The sequence below is a fragment of the Bacteroides sp. MSB163 genome (assembly GCF_036416795.1).
Classification (GTDB): Bacteria; Bacteroidota; Bacteroidia; order Bacteroidales; family Bacteroidaceae; genus Bacteroides; species Bacteroides maternus.
The window spans coordinates 869,273-887,981 of record NZ_CP143867.1 but is presented as its reverse complement, the minus strand read 5'-3'; the positions used below and the strand labels follow the sequence as shown (position 1 = coordinate 887,981).

Annotated in this window: 9 protein-coding genes; all 9 read right to left on the bottom strand. The window is 47.4% G+C overall.

Annotated features, from left to right (window positions below):
- Positions 1-65: 65 nt before the first annotated feature.
- The 9 genes from VYM24_RS03110 to VYM24_RS03070 all read right to left on the bottom strand — a co-directional run bounded on the left by VYM24_RS03110 (position 66) and on the right by VYM24_RS03070 (position 18,631).
- Complete coding sequence (locus tag VYM24_RS03110; protein ID WP_330941421.1) at positions 66-2,894, bottom strand: triple tyrosine motif-containing protein; 2,829 nt, start codon at positions 2,892-2,894, stop codon at positions 66-68.
- Between the two features lie 627 nt (positions 2,895-3,521).
- On the bottom strand, positions 3,522-4,844 hold the full coding sequence (locus tag VYM24_RS03105; protein WP_330941420.1) for a glucoamylase family protein: 1,323 nt from the start codon (positions 4,842-4,844) through the stop codon (positions 3,522-3,524).
- Positions 4,845-4,852: 8 nt separating this feature from the next.
- Positions 4,853-5,713, bottom strand: a complete 861-nt coding sequence (locus VYM24_RS03100; protein WP_330941419.1) for an endonuclease/exonuclease/phosphatase family protein — start codon at positions 5,711-5,713, stop codon at positions 4,853-4,855.
- Positions 5,714-5,739: 26 nt separating this feature from the next.
- The gene (gene bglX, locus VYM24_RS03095; RefSeq protein WP_299091672.1) at positions 5,740-8,061 is read right to left on the bottom strand and encodes a beta-glucosidase BglX; all 2,322 of its coding nucleotides are present in this window, start codon (positions 8,059-8,061) and stop codon (positions 5,740-5,742) included.
- Between the two features lie 107 nt (positions 8,062-8,168).
- Positions 8,169-9,635, bottom strand: a complete 1,467-nt coding sequence (locus VYM24_RS03090; protein WP_330941418.1) for a RagB/SusD family nutrient uptake outer membrane protein — start codon at positions 9,633-9,635, stop codon at positions 8,169-8,171.
- 28 nt (positions 9,636-9,663) lie between these two features.
- Complete coding sequence (locus VYM24_RS03085; RefSeq protein WP_291551029.1) at positions 9,664-12,732, bottom strand: SusC/RagA family TonB-linked outer membrane protein; 3,069 nt, start codon at positions 12,730-12,732, stop codon at positions 9,664-9,666.
- A 292-nt stretch (positions 12,733-13,024) separates the two neighbouring features.
- Complete coding sequence (locus VYM24_RS03080; protein WP_330941417.1) at positions 13,025-14,359, bottom strand: glucoamylase family protein; 1,335 nt, start codon at positions 14,357-14,359, stop codon at positions 13,025-13,027.
- A gap of 97 nt (positions 14,360-14,456) precedes the next feature.
- Positions 14,457-16,814, bottom strand: a complete 2,358-nt coding sequence (bglX, locus tag VYM24_RS03075; RefSeq protein ID WP_330941416.1) for a beta-glucosidase BglX — start codon at positions 16,812-16,814, stop codon at positions 14,457-14,459.
- A gap of 296 nt (positions 16,815-17,110) precedes the next feature.
- Positions 17,111-18,631, bottom strand: a complete 1,521-nt coding sequence (locus VYM24_RS03070; RefSeq protein WP_291551035.1) for a RagB/SusD family nutrient uptake outer membrane protein — start codon at positions 18,629-18,631, stop codon at positions 17,111-17,113.
- Positions 18,632-18,709 lie beyond the last annotated feature (78 nt).

The window sequence follows — 18,709 nt, the reverse complement described above, 5'->3', positions numbered from 1 at the left end:
GTTAGTAGGATGTTACAGATACTTTTCATGGTGTTACATGATTAGAGGAATAGATTTCGTTTTTATTAATCTATATTCAAAAAGTACTCATTCAGGTTCTGTGTAGGTTTCAGGTCAAGCTTCTTTCGCAATCGGTATCGGTTATTCTCTACTGCACGAACCGAAAGGTTCATTAATGAGGCAATATCCTTAGTTTCCATATTCAGCTTGAGGCAGGCACAGAGGCGCAAGTCATTGTTGGTTAGCTGCGGATGCGCCTCTTTCAACCGTTTGAAGAAGTTGCGGTGCTTCTGTTCGAACTTGATAAGGAACATTTTCCAGTCATCTTCCGTATCGAGGTTATTGGCAAGCAACGTATTTATTTTCTGATAAAGAGGTAATAAGGCTTTCTGCGTATTACGGGAACAAATCTCATCTATCATCTCTTTCAGTTTCAGGATGAGTTCGTTCTTGTGGATGATGAAAGAGGTCTGGGTAAAGATCTCGGCATCTTTTTCCTCGATTTCATTTTGCAGTTGCTCGTTCATCAAGCGCAGGCGTGTAGCTTCCTGAGATTTCATTCTACGCAAGTGTTTGGTTTGCAGACGTCGTTTCATCAGGTAGAAGGTGCCGAACAGAGCGGTGATAATGAGTAAGCAACAGGTAAGATACCACCAGACAGTATTGTACCAGGGAGGAAGTACGTCGAATTCCAGAAGAGTATCCGGTGAGTAATTGTTCAGTCCGTCCGTGGTACGCAGGCGAAGTGTGTATTTGCCTTGCGGCAAGCGGGCGTAGGAAATGCTGTTCAGTCGCTTTGGGGCACTCCAGGTACTGTCCATTTCTTCCAGTTGGTATTGAACGAAAAGATTTCCGGCAAAGGCAGCATTGACAGAGAAGCCGACAGTTACCGTATTGTCTTTATGGGGGATATGAACGGTTTTGTTGAGGTCCATGAAACCTGCATTCAGTTCTTTTCCGGCATGAATGAATTCCAGGTTAGGGGCGGAAAGTTCCACAGTTTGCCGTTTGCTGCGATGAGAGTCATGAAGGATAAAACCTGCATCCAGGCAAATAAGTGAGAGGGAGTCATTGAGAACGGAAATATTCTCATAAGCGGTGATGAGTGAAAGATTGTCAGCTTCCACCTTATATGCTTCGCGGATGCGGGCAATGTATCCGTCGTAGAAGAAACGGTAGACAGATGAGCCGGTGATGGCCCAGCTTTCTTCACTGTCGATGGGCACGATACGTTTCAGATCGTGTATCGTTTCGAAACACCGGTTCAGATGCTGCTCAAGTTGCAAGTTGTCGTTGACCTCATCATAGATATAAAATTGATCATTGCCTAAGAATAGGATGCGTCCGCCCGATTTGAATAATTGCAGGCGGGCAGGAAGTGAGCTGTCCTTCTCATGACCGTAATACGTATAGTATCGGAAGGCGCTCTGTTCGTCATTCAGACGGCATTTGTAGACACCGCGACTGCTGGTTTCCAGCCAGATGTTTCCTAAATGATCTACTTCGGCATTATATATCGGGTCGGAGATCTGGCGCATGGAATTTAGCTCTCCGGTAGTTCTGTTTAATATCAGGAGTTCATCGTAGGTAATGATAATCTGTATTTGTTTTCCATTGATGGTTGCCTCCAGGGTGCGGAAGACTCCTGTATTGACTCGATACGGGTGACGGATATGAAGATCGGGAAAAATTTCCAGCAGTCCGTTAGTATGTGCGCAAAATAACCGTCCGTCTATTTTACGGAAGGACCATACCTGCCCCTGAGTGCCCTCTATCAATTTGAGGGAAGAAAACATATCCAGATCATTGAGTTTGTCATGGCGGGTGTAGTAAATTCCCTGATTCGTTCCGATGAGCAGATTGTCGTGCCAGATAGTAGCATCGTATATGCCGCCGAAGCTACCGTCTGTGGAACGGTAGTAACTTAGCCCATCGGTATACCGGATGTAAGCGAGCCCACGGTCAAGGGCTACCCAGATGTTATTTTGATTATCTTCGTAAAGGGATAGAACAGTGTTATTCTGAAGAATGTTAGCAGTGGAGAAGTGATTGAGGATATTTCCATGGGTATCTACTTCATATATGCCACTGAGCTGTGTGCCCAGATAATAGGTGTTCCGTTTGGCGGAATAGATGGCGCAGTTCAGTTCCTGCCCTCTCAATTGCCGCGAGAGGGAGAGGTTCCAAGGGATAAAGTTCTTTTGATCGTAGATATAGATTGCACCGGTGGAGGTGCCTACCAGATAACGGTCGGTATCGTAGGGTAAGATGACACGAGTAGTGGTACCGTTCAGGAATTCGCTCCCGGGGATTTTGTTGAGTATGCCGTTATGCAACTGATAAAGTGCACCGTACATTTCTTGTACCCAGTATTCATTACGTACCTTCAGAAGAAGTAAAAAGGCGTTTGGCCCATCAATGGGGGTGATGGTGTGGTGATCGTATACGTAGATATGACTGAAAGACTGGAAATACACTTTGTCGCCTTCAATCCAGATACGCCAAAAACTTTGATTGTCGAGTGGGTTATCTCCATTGATTAATCCTTTTAGTGAAGTGTATTTCAGTTCTCCCGATTGGTCTCGATCCCAGCGTCCCAGGTCTTCGGAACCACCACTGTAAATGGTGTGGTGGGATTCTACGGCTATGGCGCGTACGAGACTGGCATCAGGTGTTTGAAAGAGTTTCCATTCCATGCCGTCGGATGCCAGCAGGCCGATGCTGTTGCCGAAGTACATGATGCCTTTCTCATCTTGCCCGATAGACCAGTTCTTATTGGCAGCGTGGTATTTGTCACGTGAGAGGTTGGTGACATAAGGTTTCTGGTTGGCGAGTATGGTGGCGCATACAAAAAGGGACACACAGGTTATGATAATGTTTTTTCGGATGTCCATAATAGGTTGAATAAAGATTAGAAAAGGTCATGACCTTATTGTTATTCTTCGGGGCAAAGATAATTAATTTAAGGTTAGAGTAAAAATATAGGGGATTTTCTTTATTCACCACAGAGTAACACAGAGTTTCACTATACGAATCAGCAGTTGAATCAGGCTCATTATTGATGGTTTTTAAAGTAAACTTTCATCATACCATCTCTTTAAGTTTTTTTATTGGCTACAGGCTGAATGTTGATAATTTTATACGCCTGTCTTTTTATATTTCTCTTCTTTTTCCCTATCTTCCGATTTCAGTGACTGAACAAGCCGAATTTTACTGACCCACGCTACAGCGTATTGTAGAGGGGGTAGTACCTCCCATTTTAGGGGGGTGTTAACTCCCAAGCTTAGGAGTGCGTTACTCCCAAGCTTAGGAGTGCATTACTCCCAAGCTTAGGAATGCGTTGCTCCCAAGCTTAGGAGTTAACGCCTATTTAACCGGAGAAATTTCATCTGTAAAGCGATGGTATCGGAGTATAGATGGTTGTAAATGATTTTTTATTATTATCTATACATATCTATCCCCTGATGAATCTATTTCAACTACTGATTCGCATTATTTATAGATTGAACTCTGTGGTGGGCTTATCTAAATCCCAGTTTCTTTAGCCCTGTCTGTACATCGGGATGGCTCATGAATAGTTTCCACAGCAAACCGGTACGGTAATTTTCTATCATTACAGCTATAGGCCCCTGGTCGATGGCAAGATAGCGTTTAGGATACCAATCTTCCGTTTCGCTGAAAGCGTCATAGAAGCCATAAGGTCCCAATACCTTGTCTCCCATTCCATAGAGATAGCGCATCACTTCCAGTGAGTATTCCGGAGTATAGACAATGGAAGAAAGAGCGGCAGTGGGAGAGATGACTCCGTGATCTGCCGACTCGTTCGGAGCATGGGCATAGTAGCCGTTGACAGAGTAACTGGCGGTCAGTCCCCAACAATCAGGACCAAAACCTTTCCACTGCTTCGGGTTGCGGATGCAATAGGCGCGGTTGATCAGAGTAAGATCGCGCATTTCATTGAAATAATCGGGACAATACTTATCGGATAAATTTGTCGGGTCCAGTCCGAGGAAAGAATAGTGTGCCCAAAAGAGGGGACCGGCATCACAACCTTGATAGCGCAGGTGAAGTTCGATATCTTCTACCTTGTGGGGATCGACAATGGCGCCTTTCTCTGCCCAACCTTCATGATAGACAGCTGCGGGAATGCTGTGCGTGGGGGAGGCAGCGGCAAGAATATACATAATGAGACACTCGTTGTAACCGTGTACGGGGAAATTCATTTCCCAGCCGTATTCGGGACTCCAATGCCAATAGAGTACATTCTGATCGTTCCGGCGATAGAAATCCCAGTCAACTTCACGCCACAGTGTGTCAATGCGCCCGGCAAGGGCTTGTTCTGCGGGGGAGCCGTTGATGTAATATTGGTGTACGGCAAGCAGACCCTGCATCAGGAAAGCGGTTTCCACGAGGTCACCGCCATTGTCTTTCTGCCCGAAAGGTTTTACCCGTCCGGTATCTCCGAACCACCAGTGCGGGTAGGCACCGTGGAAACGGTCGGCTGTTTCAAGAAAAGAGACGATGCGCTCCATGCGTGCCAGTCCTTCTGCACGGGTGACGTAACCGCGGTCGATGCCTGCCAGCACAGCCATGATTCCGAAGCCACTGCCACCGGTGGTCACTACATTCTGGTCATCTTCGGGATAGATACCATCTATATGGATACGTTCGCATGCCAGTCCGCTATTAGGTTCGGCTCCTTCCCAAAAGTAATTGAAGGTACGGCGTTGCAGGGTGTCCATCAGGGCTTCGTCGCTTATCCGGTCCGGTTTTGCTGCCGGGCTTTTACATTGTGTAAAGCCCAGCAACAACAGGAGCAATAATAAGCTATATTGTGTCTTCATACCTATTTCTATTGAAGGATTACATCAACAAGTACAGGATCGTGATCAGAAAGGAAGCCATTCTCCGGCCTGTCCTGAATGACACGATAACGGTTCGTTTTCATGCCGCCGCTCACGAACACATAGTCCAGCAAGACTCGTTCTTCCAGTGGTAGCCGACCGAAATCATGGAAAGACCAGGATGGACCGTACGTAACGGCTGCCACCTTCGACGCATTTTCCATTCCTCCTTTTTCGAGAGTCTGCAGAGGTATCTCATCGGGAGTACAATTGAAGTCGCCGGTGATGATGGCCGGCATGTGCGGGGCAATCTCTTTAATCTTGTCCAGAATGAGTTGTACGCCTTCTTTACGGGCTGTCTCTCCGTCGTTGTCCAGATGGGTGTTGAAGAATACCAGCTTTTTACCGTTACTCTTTTCTTGCAGTATGGCCCAGGTCGTGATACGGTTGTAGGAGGCATCCCAACCTTTGATACCGATGGTTTCGGGCTGTTCACTGAGAGAGAAATTGCCGTATTCCACCAGTGTGAACCGGTGGCTGTTGAAGAATATCGGGCAATATTCGCCTGCTTCCTTGCCATCGTCACGCCCTACGCCTAAAGCGGTGTATTGGGGAAGACCTTGTTTCAGGTCTTTCATTTGATTGTGACGTACTTCCTGCATACCCAGCAGGTCGGGCTGATAGTAGGTAATCATTTGGCAGACGTTATCTTTGCGATATTTCCAGTTATTGGCACTGTCCGAAGGAGCATCCAGGCGAACATTAAAGGTCATCACCTCCAGTGGCTGTTCATTCTGTGCAGACTGGTTTTTGCAACTGCCAAGAAGCATCAGGCCACACACGCAGGTCAGTAAAGCTATGTGTTTCATGTTTCCTTTGTTTTTATTCTGAATTATCACTTTAAGCTCAAACGGGCTGTCTTTACATGCTGGCTGTTACCGCCAATCATTACCTCAAAGTCTCCCGGTTCCGCTACATAGTTGAGATCATAGTCGTAGAAGTGCAACAATTCCGGGGTAATTCTGAAAGAGACCGTCTTACTCTCACCAGCTTTGAGGAAGATTTTTTCGAAGCCTTTCAACTCTTTCACCGGGCGGGTAATGCTTCCCACCAAGTCGCGGATATATAGTTGTACCACTTCCGCACCATCCCGCTTACCGGTATTGGTCACTGTTACTACAGCGGTTACAGAACCGTCCTGATTCATTGCAGGAGCGCTTAAAGTAATGTCTCCGTATTGGAATGTGGTGTATGACAAACCGTAACCGAACGGATACAGCGGATCATTGTCAACATCCAGATAGTTGCTGCGGAACTTCTCGAACCATTTCCCTTCTTTCAAAGGGCGGCCGGTGTTCTTATGATTATAGAATAAAGGGATCTGCCCTACATTCTTCGGGAATGTCATGGTCAGTTTGCCACTTGGATTTACGTCACCGAACAGTACATCGCCGATAGCATAGGCAGCCTCGCTTCCGCCGAACCATACATTCAGGATAGCGGGTACATTTTCCTGTTCCCAGGTCAGTGTCAATGGACGGCCAGTGAAGAGGGTCAATACAACCGGTTTTCCGGTCTTCAACAATGCTTCCAGTAATGTGCGTTGTACATCGGGAATATTCAGATCTGTCCGGCTTGAACTTTCTCCGCTCATTTCAGAAGATTCACCTAAAGCGGCAACGATGACATCTGCATTTGCCGCTACCTTCAACGCTTCTTCCAGCATTTCCTTGTCTGTGCGGTTGTCACGGTTCAGCGAACGTCCAAACATGGTGGCGCGTTCTTCGTAAGCGGCGTCACTACTGAGGTTGCTGCCCTTGGCATAAGTGATGTTCACCTTACCTGCCATCATCTCTTTCAACCCTTCATATACAGAAGGATAATCGTTGAGGCGTGCAGCTACACTCCATGTTCCCGGCATGTTGCTGCGGGTATTTGCCAATGGACCTATAACGGCAACCGTACCTTTCTTTGCCAATGGCAATACAGGAGCCTGACCGGTTTTTACCGGTTGATTCTTTAAAAGTACAAAGCTTTCACTTGCTATCTTGCGGGCAACATCACGGTGTTCTTTGGTGAAGATATCCCGTTTCGGGCGCTTCAGGTCACAATATTTGTAAGGGTTATCAAACAATCCCAGCTTATACTTGGCCTCAAGGATACGGCGACAAGCCTTGTCCAGTGTTTTCATGTCAACCTTTCCTTCGGCTATAGACTTTTTAATGGTACCAATGAAGCCTTCGCTCACCATGTCCATATCTACGCCTGCATTGAGCGCACGTGCCGAAACTGTCTGTAAGTCACCGATACCATGCGCAACCATTTCAGAAATTCCCGTGAAGTCCGTCACTACAAAACCGTCGAACCCCCATTGTTTGCGCAGTACGTCGGTCATCAACCACTTGTTGGCTGTGGCGGGCACACCGTCTATTTCATTGAAAGAAGCCATAACGCTACCTACACCAGCCTCTACAGCAGCCTGGTAAGGGTATAGGTATTCGTTGAACATGCGGTTGCGGCTCATATCCACAGTGTTGTAATCGCGTCCGGCTTCTCCGGCTCCGTACAGAGCGAAATGCTTTACGCATGCCATGATCTCATCGTTTCGTTTCAACTGATTGTTGAGGTCCACTCCCTGATACCCCGACACCATTGCTTTAGCGATGGCACCTCCCAGAAACGGGTCTTCACCGTTACCCTCGCTGACACGTCCCCAGCGCGGATCACGGCTGATATCTACCATCGGGCTGAATGTCCATGAGATGCCATCGGCACTGGCTTCGGTAGCAGCAATGCGGGCGGACTTTCTGATAGCGTCCATATCCCATGAGCAAGAGAGCCCCAATGGAATAGGGAAGATTGTTTCGTAGCCATGCACCACATCCATACCGAATATCAAGGGGATACCCAGGCGTGATTTCTCTATGGCAAGTTTCTGTACATCGCGGATTTTCTCCACTCCTTTCAGATTGAGAAGTCCGCCTACCCATCCTTGCTCAATCTTTTTGGCTACATCGCTGTTCTGTGCTTGTCCGGTCACGATTTCACCGGAAACGGGCAGGTTTAGCTGACCGATTTTCTCTTCTACAGTCATCTTCTTCATCAGTGCGTCGATGAAGCGATCCATGTCCTGCGGAGCTTTTTGTGCCTGCATACCGGTAACACCCATCAGGGCAGTAGCCAGCAATAAGCTTGTTTTTCTGAAAACTTTCTTCATGATATGTTTTGTTTGGGCATTTATTTAAGTTTCGCAAGTTAATGATAATCCGGTGCAATCTGTATGTTGTTATCATTAACTTGCGAAAACTAAATTAATTCATAAGGTTACTCATCCTTCGGGTCTTTCAGCAAATCGGGAATCTGAGTGTACTGATTGAAAGGAAGCGGCAAAAGTGCCTTATCCTCAGACCAGCCTTTCAATTCTGTTTTTGCCAGACCGGTGCGTACAAGGTCGTTATAACGTTCGCCCCATTCGCACATCAGTTCCATACGGCGTTCGTCAATAACTTGCTGGAAAGTTACATTGGTAAGTTCCGGCATCTTGGCACGTCTTCTTACTTCATTGAACGGAGCGTCACCATTCTTGCCATTTTTGATTTTAGCCTCGGCATTCATCAAGAGGACATCAGCATAGCGGAAAATACGCGCATTGTTGTTTGTACCGTATTTCGTACGTCCCGGTGTCAATTGGTTCAGCGGGGTGTATGCCTTACCGTTCCAGCAGTCGGTCTTTTTCGGATCTATCTGTGGCTGAATATAGTCACCGTCCGGTGTTGTTTCTCCTGCCAGCAGGAAGGAAGTGGTGGCACGTATTGTTTCTCCGCGTTCGTAAGCCCAGTCACGGAAAGATTTCAGGATGCCGCAGTCTCCCCAACCGCTGATGTCACTGCCGGAGTTGTTGGGGCCTTGACAAACAAACCATTGGTCACCGTCAATCAGATCACCGGAACCATTGCCGAAGTCAGTCATCTGACATTCGAACATAGACTCGTCACAGAGCTTTCCGGGAATCTTCCATAACTGGTAGAAGTCGGGGTAGAGTGAGAAATTACCATGCTCGATGATATCGTCTGTCAGTTCTTCTACCTTTGCATAGTTACCCATGTTCAGGTGAAACTTGGCCGCTAGCATTTCGGCAGAAAATGCTGTAACGGCTCCTTTGTGCTCACTTTGGTTCGGACGGATACGCGGCATATTATCAATGCCGTACTGCAAATCTTCCAATGCATATTTGTTTACTGCATTGGCAGTGGAGCGGCTCAAATCAACCTGATTATTGTCGCGGAGGATGGTAACCGGACCAAACGCCTGCACCAGACGATAGTAAGCATAAGCGCGCATAAACATCACTTCACCACGATATGCCTTATAGTTTTTCATGTCGCTGTCGTTGGTGATATTCTCAGCGTACAGGTCTAACGATTCAATAGCTGCATTGGCAGTTTTGATAATATTGTAATATTGCATCCACAATTCGTTGAAGCCCCAGAAAGAATCATTATACTTATATTCGCTCAGGTTGTAATAGTCGCTGCCATTCCACTGACCGCTGAATACGTCCTGGTCGCGAATCGTAGTAATTTCCCAGATCACCCAGTGCAAACCGCTGGTGCGAATCTTTGCATATACGCCTGATACCGGCTGGTACATATTGCTGATATTAGTATAATCCACCTTCTCTTCCGGCACCTTTCCTTCAGGCTCTTTGTCCAGAAAATCATTACAGGATGCGAACGATAATACCATCAAGGCGGACATTATATATATAAAAGGTCTTATTAATGTTTTCATTAGTTCTAAATTATTAATGGGTTATTTCTTAGAAATCAATTTTCAAACCTAAGGTGTAAGTCGATGTCAAAGGATATACTTCGGTATCCCAACCTTGGCTGTCGGACAATTCAGGAGTGAATGCGTTGGCCTTGAAAGTTGTGAACGGACGGTCGGCAGTCAGACTCAGGCGTAAGCCCGGCATGGTATAGTTACCAAACTTGAGGTTACGGAATGTATAACCAAGCGTAATATTCTGAATACGGAAGTAGTCGGCACTTTCTACAAAGTAAGAGCTATACTTTTGGTCGCTTACGTTCCAAGGTTTCAGCAGGGCGGCAGCCGACGGATTGGAGTTTGTGGAACCCGGGCCTGTCCAGCGTTTTTCATATTGGGCGCGGTCGAAGTTGTAATTTTGTGAAGAATAACGAAGCGCACGTTTACGGTTGAACATCTGGGCACCGGCCTGTCCGTAGGTAGTCAGCTGGAAGTCGAGGTTCTTGTAGTTAAGGCCGAGGTTGATACCGTAAGTAAAATTAGGAATATAAGAACCTAATGTAGTACGGTCGTTTCCGTCAAGGACATTGTTTCCATCGAGGTCGGCATACTTTAAGTCACCCGGTACACAACCGTTGGCCATTGCAATAGGATCAGCGGCAATTTCTTCCTCTGTCTGATAAACGCCTATCATTTTGAAGCCATAGAATGAGTTCATTTCTTTACCTACGATATTAACGGTCTTACCACCTCTGATGATGCTGTTGCCGTTCAGATCTTTCACACGGTTTCTCAAAGTAGAGATGTTTACACCGATATTGTATGAGAAGTCTCTACCGATTTTATCGTTCCAGTTGGCACTTACATCGATACCGGAGTTGAGAATCTTACCATAGTTTCCGGCAAGGGTGGTGGTGCTGAATGGGAGCAGCGGAGCGATTACAGCATTATTAGTCATACGGTGATAATAGTCAACGTCGATATTCAGACGGTTGTTGAGGGTAATGAAGTTGATGCCTGCATTCCATTCTTCAACAACTTCCCACTTTAACCAACTGAAGTATGTACTGTTCTGATAACCTGCAATGGTAGAATTACCAAATACACCGGATGCAGCGTTACCGGTTGCGATAGAAGCGAAACCATCGCTTGCTGCTACTTGGTCGTTACCCAGCTTACCCCAGCTTGCACGCAGTTTCAGGAAGTCAATCCATTTCTGATCTTTCAAGAATGATTCTTCGGACAGAACCCAGGCTGCACCTACTGAAGGGAAGTAACCCCAATGTTCCTGATATTTGCTGGAACCATCAGCACGCATTGTGAACATCAACAGATATTTGTCATCATAGTTGTAGTTCAGACGGGCGAAGTAAGAAACACCTCTATAGCAGTAACCGTCGTCTTTTACGGTAGCACCTGCTGCATCACCGTTCTTGATGTACCAGTATTCGTCTGCTCCATCGGGAACGTTGCTTGCTTTACCTTCGAACATACGCCATTGTTCCTGACGCATGGAGTAACCTGCCATGGCGCCAAATCTGTGTTTGCCCCATTGGTCATTATAAGTCAGGGTATTATCCCAGATATAGTTGTAATACTTGTTTTCGTTCTTTGTAAGCTGAGTGGTGGCTGATTGTTGCCAGCTGCTTACGTAGTATTTCGGAGTAAACTCACGACCTTGGGTAGAGAGGAAACTATAGGAATAGTTTGTCTTGAAATTCAATTTGCTGGGAATAAAATCAATCTGAGCGTAGAAGTTGCTCAATACCTGATAGTTTTCTTTGCTTGAATCGAAATACTTGGCAGTTGCGATAGGATTATAGAAGTTTGATGTATAACCGATTGCATCCGGAGAACCAAATTTGTCAGGGAAGGACTTTTCATTGTACTTATCATCATAAAGAGCTACGATGGGAGGACAGTTGAACGCTTTCTGCCATGCCTGATTGTTGGGCACTTGCTGGGTGGAGTTACTGAACACACCGTTAAAACCTACTTTCAGCCAATTCGTAGCATCATAATCGACAGATCCACGGAAGTTCAGACGTTTGTAGTTGTTGTCAACATCCATAATGCCGTCTTGATACAAATAGCTTACGCCGACAGCATACACCGCTTTTTCGGAACCACCGTTAATGTTTAAACTGTGGTTTGTGATAGCGGCAGTGCGCAGAAGCTGGTCGTACCAGTCATTGTCTGCTCCAAAGGTCCAATTATGGAAGTCGGGGTCATCATAGCTACCGCCGTATTTGTCGATGGACTGTATGAAGTGGGTCTTATAGGAGTCGAAGTTACCTTCGAGAAGCATGGTTGCATATTCGTGTGCATTACAGAGTTCGAGCACATTGGATGCTTTCTGGATACCTACATAACCGTCATAAGTGATCTTCGCTTTCTGGTTGCGCGAACCTTTTTTGGTGGTGATGAGAACTACACCGTTTGCAGCACGTACACCATAGATAGCGGCGGCCGAAGCATCTTTCAGGATAGACATTTCCTGAATATCCGCATTGTTCAGGAAGTTGATGTTGTCGTAGAACATGCCGTCTACAACGAACAACGGCTTACTGTTGGAGAATGAACCGATACCACGGATCTGTACGGTAGGACCTTCACCCGGGGCACCATTATTTACGATATTGACACCGGGAACTTTTCCTTGGAGGGCTGCCATAGGGGTAGTAGAAGGTACGGCAGTCAGGGCCTCACCTTTTACTACGGTAATGGGAGCCGTCAAGTCTTTGGCCTTTGCAGCACCATAACCTATTACGATAATTTCTTCCAATTGCTGTGAGTCCTCTTTCAATGTCACATTGATAGCCGAACGTCCGTTCACTTTTATATCTTGTGGCAACATACCTATATAACTAAAAGTGAGTGTTCCGTTTTCCGGAACGTTCGTTAATGTATATTTACCGTCTAAATCGGTAACTACACCGTTGCTGGTACCTTGCACGAGGATGGATACACCAATCAGTGCGTCACCCGATGTGTCGGTTACGGTACCTGTTACTGTTCTTGTCTGGGAGAGTACGGGCATTGCTACCAATATGAGGCACGCCGTCAAGAATAGATTCTTTAGCCATAAGGCTTTTTTCAGAAGATGTGTTTTACTCTTCATCGCATTAAATTTTTTTAGGTGGATAACTCTTTTTGTTTTCTTCTTAGCTCTGCGCAGTGCTCGAATTAAACTTCATCGCAAATGTAGAAATTTCGATGTGCGAACTGCAAAAAAGATATTCACCACCAATACATATCCCTGATTTTTAACAAATTGGGGACTACTCATTTACTACTCAAATCAATTTAATGCATTGTTTATTAGATGGATAAAGAATAAGGACGGTGTGAGTGACCTTGAGGAAAAGTAAAAGCCGGGAACAGGTTTGTGTACTGCTTCCGGCTTTTCTTATTTATTTATCTGTTGAGAATCCCAGTTTCCGCAATCCGTTTTGTACATCCGGATGGCTCATAAATAGTTTCCATAGCAGACCAGTACGGTAGTTCTCTATCATGACGGCAATAGGTCCCTGATCGATGGCAAGATATCGTTTGGGATACCAGTTCTCTGTTTCGGAGAAAGCATCGTAGAAACCATAAGGACCGAATAGCTTATCGCCCATATCATAGAGATGGCGCATCACAGCGAGCGAATAGTCCGGGGTATAGACGATGGACGAAAGAGCGGCGGTAGGAGAGATGACTCCCTGGTCATCCCGCTCGTTCGGCATGTGGGCGGCATATCCGTTGACGGAGTAGCTGGCAGTCAGTCCCCAACAGTCCGGACCGAAACCTTTGTAGTGCTTCGGATTTCGGATGCAATAAGCACGGTTCACGAGAGTCAGATTACGCATTTCATCGAAATAGCTGGCGCAGTATTCATCTTTTAGATGAGTCGGATCTAATCCGAGGAAGGAATAATGTGCCCAGAAGAGGGGACCTGCTTCACAACCCTGATAGCGCAGATGAAGTTCGATATCTTCTACTTTGTGGGGGGCGACGATGGCGCCGTTCTGTGCCCATCCCTCATGATAGACGGAGGCGGGAACGCCGTGCGTGGGTGAGGCAGCGGCAAGCAGGTACATGATGAGACATTCGTTGTAACCATGTACGGGGAAGTCCATTGCCCAGCCGTATTCGGGACTCCAATGCCAGTAGAGTACATTCTGATCGCCCTGGCGATAGAAATTCCAGTCGACATCACGCCAAAGGGTATCGATGCGTTTGGCAAGTGCCTGTTCTTGGGGAGAACCGTTGACGTAATATTGGTGTACGGCAAGCAATCCTTGTATAAGGAAAGCTGTTTCTACGAGGTCGCCACCGTTGTCTTTCTGTCCGAAAGGCTTTACCTTGCCGGTATCTCCATACCACCAGTGAGGATAGGCACCGTGGAAGCGGTCGGCTTTTTCAAGGAAAGAGACTATCTTTTCCATACGTGCCAGACCTTCTTCACGAGTGATGTAGTTGCGGTCGATACCTGAAAGTATCGCCATAATGCCAAAGCCGCTACCGCCGGAAGTAATGACGTTTTGGTCTTTTTCGGGGTAGATACCATCCATGTGGATACGCTCGGGGGCAAGACCGCTGTTAGGCTCCGCGCCTTCCCAGAAGTAATTGAAGGTTCGCCGTTGAACGGTGTCCATGAGGGCATCATCGGTAAGTTGGGCGGCACTTCCGGTCTTGGCATTCTTGCAGGCTCCGAGGAGAAGCAATAAGAGGAGGGGAAGGTAGGTTGTTAATTGTTTCATAATTAATAAGGGGTTAGGGATGATAAATAAGCTACGAGCTACAAGCTACAAGTGGCTGCGCTGTGTAGTCCGAAAGGCACTTGTAGCTCGTAGCTTGTCACTTGCTCAGCGTCAACTTCGCCGTCTTCACAGCCTGGCTGTTTCCACCGATCATGATATCAAAGTCACCTGGTTCGGCTACGTGGTTCAGGTCGTAATCATAGAAGCGAAGCAGATCACGCGTGATAGTGAATGATACTGTTTTGCTTTCTCCAGCGCGAAGGAAGATTTTATTGAAACCTTTCAACTCGCGTACAGGGCGGGTGATGCTTCCTACGAGGTCGCGGATATAGAGTTGAACTACTTCCGCACCGTCATGTTTGCCTGTATTGGTGACGGTGACTACGGCTGTAACGGAACCATCTTTTCCCAATGTCGGTGTGCTCAATGCAATGTCACTGTACTGGAAAGTGGTATATGACAATCCATAGCCGAAGGGATACAGCGGTTCGTTATCCACATCCAGATAATTTGAACGGAACTTTTCGAACCATTTGCCTGCCGCCAGTGGCCGACCGGTATTCTTATGATTGTAGAACAAAGGTATCTGGCCTACATTCTTCGGGAAAGTCATGGTTAGTTTTCCACTCGGATTGACGTCACCGAACAGAACATCGCCAATGGCATAAGCCGCTTCACTGCCTCCGAACCATACGTTCAGGATGGCAGGTACATGCTCCTGTTCCCAGTTCAGCGTCAACGGCCGACCGGTAAAGAGGGTTAGTACTACGGGTTTGCCTGTTTTCAGTAAGGCTTCCAATAAAGTATGCTGTACATCGGGCAAGCCGAGTTCGGTGCGGCTTGAACTTTCACCGCTCATTTCAGAAGACTCTCCCAGAGCAGCTACGATAACATCGGCACCGGCTGCAACTTTCAGTGCCTCGTCCAGTAACTCCTGGTCCGTGCGATTGTCGCGGTTCAATGAACGGCCGAACATGGTGGCACGTTCTTCGTAAGCTGCATCGCCGATGAGGTTACTACCTTTGGCATAGGTGATGTTAACTTTGCCTGCCATCATTTCTTTCAAGCCTTCGTATAAAGAAGGATAATCGTTGAGGCGTGCGGCTACGCTCCAGGTGCCCGGCATGTTGCTGCGGGTATTTCCGAGAGGGCCGATGACGGCAGCTGTACCTTGCTTCTTCAACGGAAGCACGGGTGAAGCAGCTACGGTTGACGAGTTATGAGCTACGAGTGGCTGTGCGGTGGCGGGGGTATTCTTCAGAAGAACAAAACTTTCGCCGGCAATCTTGCGGGCGGCGTCACGATGCTCTTTTGTGAAGATATCCCGTTTCGGACGGTTCACGTCGCAGTATTTATAAGGATTATCGAACAGTCCCAGCTTGTATTTCGCTTCCAATATCCGGCGACAGGCTGTATTCAACGTGCCCATTCTTACTTTTCCTTCTTTAATGGATTTCATCAGTGTACCGACGAAGCCTTCACTTACCATATCCATGTCCACCCCTGCATTAAGAGCGAGTGCACTGACGGTCTGCAAGTCGCCGACACCATGCTCTATCATCTCTGAAATGCCTGTGAAGTCCGTTACCACAAACCCTTCGAAGCCCCACTGACCACGCAGCAAATCACTCAGCAGCCACTTGTTTCCGGTGGCGGGAATACCGTCTATTTCATTGAATGACGCCATTACACTACCCACTCCGGCCTCTACGGCAGCCTCATACGGGTACATAAACTCATTGAACATCCGGTTGCGGCTCATATCTACTGTGTTATAGTCGCGTCCGGCTTCTCCGGCTCCATACAGTGCAAAGTGCTTTACGCAAGCCATGATTTCATCGTTGCGGTGCAACTGGTCTTGCAGATTGGCACCCTGGTATCCGTATACCATTGCCTGTGCGATAGCTCCACCCAGGAACGGATCTTCTCCCGAGCCTTCACTGACACGTCCCCAACGTGGGTCGCGACTGATGTCTACCATCGGACTGAATGTCCAGGAAATGCCGTCGGCACTTGCTTCGATGGCTGCAATACGGGCGGATTTTTCAATATCTGCCATATCCCAGGTACAGGACAATCCCAATGGAATAGGGAAGATGGTTTCGTACCCGTGTATCACATCCATGCCGAACAGCAGGGGAATGCCGAGGCGTGATTTCTCTACTGCCAGCTTTTGCACTTCAAGAATACGGTCTACCCCTTTCAGGTTGAAGAGTCCGCCCACCAATCCTTTTTCAATCTTTGTGGCTACGTCGCTGCTCTTGGCCTGTCCCGTGGTGATGTCTCCCGTGACGGGTAGGTTCAATTGTCCGATTTTCTCTTCCACGGTCATCTTCTTCATCAGTGCGTCGATGAAGCGATCCATGTCTTGTGGAGACTTTTGCGCCTGTGCAGATGCTATGCCCATCAGGGCACCCATCAGCAACAGGCTTGCTTTTTTGAATATTGCTTTCATATATTTCTATGTTTTAAGATAATAAAATGAGTATGGCTTGCCGTAAGCAATCCGACCGCGGCATTTAAGGATTTTCTTACCTATTGCTAAGCCGGGAAGTGGCATCTGTTTATTCTTTCCATCATGAGGAACTTTTCTTTCCACCATGATGGAAAGAAACTTTCTCCACGGTAGAAAGAAAAGTTTCTCATGGTGGAAAGAAAAGAATCTTGCAGCTTAGCTTCTTAGCCTCCGCAGGCTTTTCTGATAAACTCTGCGGTTGCACGGCTTGTTGATGCTTGCGTAACTTGAGTTGTTTAATAGTCCGGATTCTGTACCAATACACCATTCGATTTGTCTATCTCTGTTTGCGGCAATGGCAACAGTGCATTTTTAGGCTGGTAGTTCTTTCCGGCAGCCTGAAGCACTTCTTGTGCGATACCCCAGCGTACGAGGTCATAGAAGCGGTCGGGCTCTAATCCAAGTTCTACGCGGCGTTCGTGACGGATAGCTTCACGCAATACATTCTGATCCAGAGACTCTACTTTGGGAAGTACATTGGTCAGTGTGCCGCGGGCATGCGCACGTACTTGCTCCAGATAACCGCTTGCTTCGCCCATCAAACCTTTTTCGTTGGCAGATTCGGCGGCCATCAGCAGCACGTCCGGGTAGCGGATCAGACGGATATTTACCCAAAAGCCCATGCGGGTATACTTGCGGCGTAATGCCGGGTCGGTATAGGCTTTCTTGTTGAAGTAAGCGCCCATGGCCGTAGATACGGGTGATTCACCGTAGGGTGTGTTTGTATTTTCCTCTGTGATAGGCTCGTCATCACTACGGCGGAAGTAAAGCAGTGTAGCATTCTTACGCGGATCGCCCGGTTCGTAAGCTTTGCCCATCAGGGTGGTGGCCATGTGCCAACCCCATCCTAAGTCCCAGTTGCCTGCTCCGCGCACACCCTGTACCTGGCAGAATTGGCTGCCGATGCTACCGTCTTCTTTCATGGCATCGGTGGCTTCGCATTGCAATTCGAAGATACTTTCGCCACAATTCTCGCCTTCTACGGTGAAGACTTTATCAACCGGAGTATTCAGGTTATAAATGCCGGAGTTGACGACTTCGGTAGAGGCTGTATACATATTGTCCCAGTCGTTACGCATCATGTAGGTCCGTGCGTGCAGGGAACGTGCGGCACCCCAGGTGAGCCGTCCCGTGTAGTCGCTGTCCCATCTCAAGGGCAGGCACTTTTCGGCTTCGGTCAGGTCTTTGTCAATCTGTTCGTATATCTTTTCGGCAGTGGTTTTGGGGACGTTGGCATCGGAGGCTTCCACTACTTTGATGGTCACTAGGGGGACTTCACCAAAGGCGCGTACCAGGTTGAAGTAGCAGTAAGCACGGAAGAAGAGGGCTTCGCCACGGTTGCGGATGGATTCGGTGTCGTCCTTATGGTCGCTGTTGGCAATGTCGTCTAAGATTTCATTACATTGGTAGATGATTTTGTAGTTCTGACCCCAGTAAGCGGCTAACGGGCCGTTGGAGGCTGTGTACTCGAAATCATCCCACATGGCAGCTTCGTTACCGCCGTCGCCGGCATCACTACCCTTTTCGGAATCCTCGCTGCGAACCATGTGTACCATGAAAGCGGGAATACCTGCGGTGATGTCATACGAACGCATCAGGTAGTAAACGTTGAATATCTTTCCGCCTACAAGGGCGTTGGGGGCGTCGTCTTCCGTGAATTGGCCTAACGGGTCACGGTCCAGAAAGTCATTACAGGAACTGAATGAGAGGGCGGTCGTGCCAATCAGCAGGGATAGGATATATTTCTTTATCTTCATAATCTTTTGTTGTTATGGTTATTATAATATGGAGTTACTCTTGTACGCCGCAAGGAAACCTTGCCGGGGCGCTACGCC

Excerpts from the sequence above, each read along its gene's own strand:
- VYM24_RS03110 (WP_330941421.1), bottom strand. The coding sequence starts at position 2,894 with ATGGACATCCGAAAAAACATTATCATAACCTGTGTGTCCCTTTTTGTA.
- VYM24_RS03105 (WP_330941420.1), bottom strand. The coding sequence starts at position 4,844 with ATGAAGACACAATATAGCTTATTATTGCTCCTGTTGTTGCTGGGCTTT.
- VYM24_RS03100 (WP_330941419.1), bottom strand. The coding sequence starts at position 5,713 with ATGAAACACATAGCTTTACTGACCTGCGTGTGTGGCCTGATGCTTCTT.
- bglX (WP_299091672.1), bottom strand. The coding sequence starts at position 8,061 with ATGAAGAAAGTTTTCAGAAAAACAAGCTTATTGCTGGCTACTGCCCTG.
- VYM24_RS03090 (WP_330941418.1), bottom strand. The coding sequence starts at position 9,635 with ATGAAAACATTAATAAGACCTTTTATATATATAATGTCCGCCTTGATG.
- VYM24_RS03085 (WP_291551029.1), bottom strand. The coding sequence starts at position 12,732 with ATGAAGAGTAAAACACATCTTCTGAAAAAAGCCTTATGGCTAAAGAAT.
- VYM24_RS03080 (WP_330941417.1), bottom strand. The coding sequence starts at position 14,359 with ATGAAACAATTAACAACCTACCTTCCCCTCCTCTTATTGCTTCTCCTC.
- bglX (WP_330941416.1), bottom strand. The coding sequence starts at position 16,814 with ATGAAAGCAATATTCAAAAAAGCAAGCCTGTTGCTGATGGGTGCCCTG.
- VYM24_RS03070 (WP_291551035.1), bottom strand. The coding sequence starts at position 18,631 with ATGAAGATAAAGAAATATATCCTATCCCTGCTGATTGGCACGACCGCC.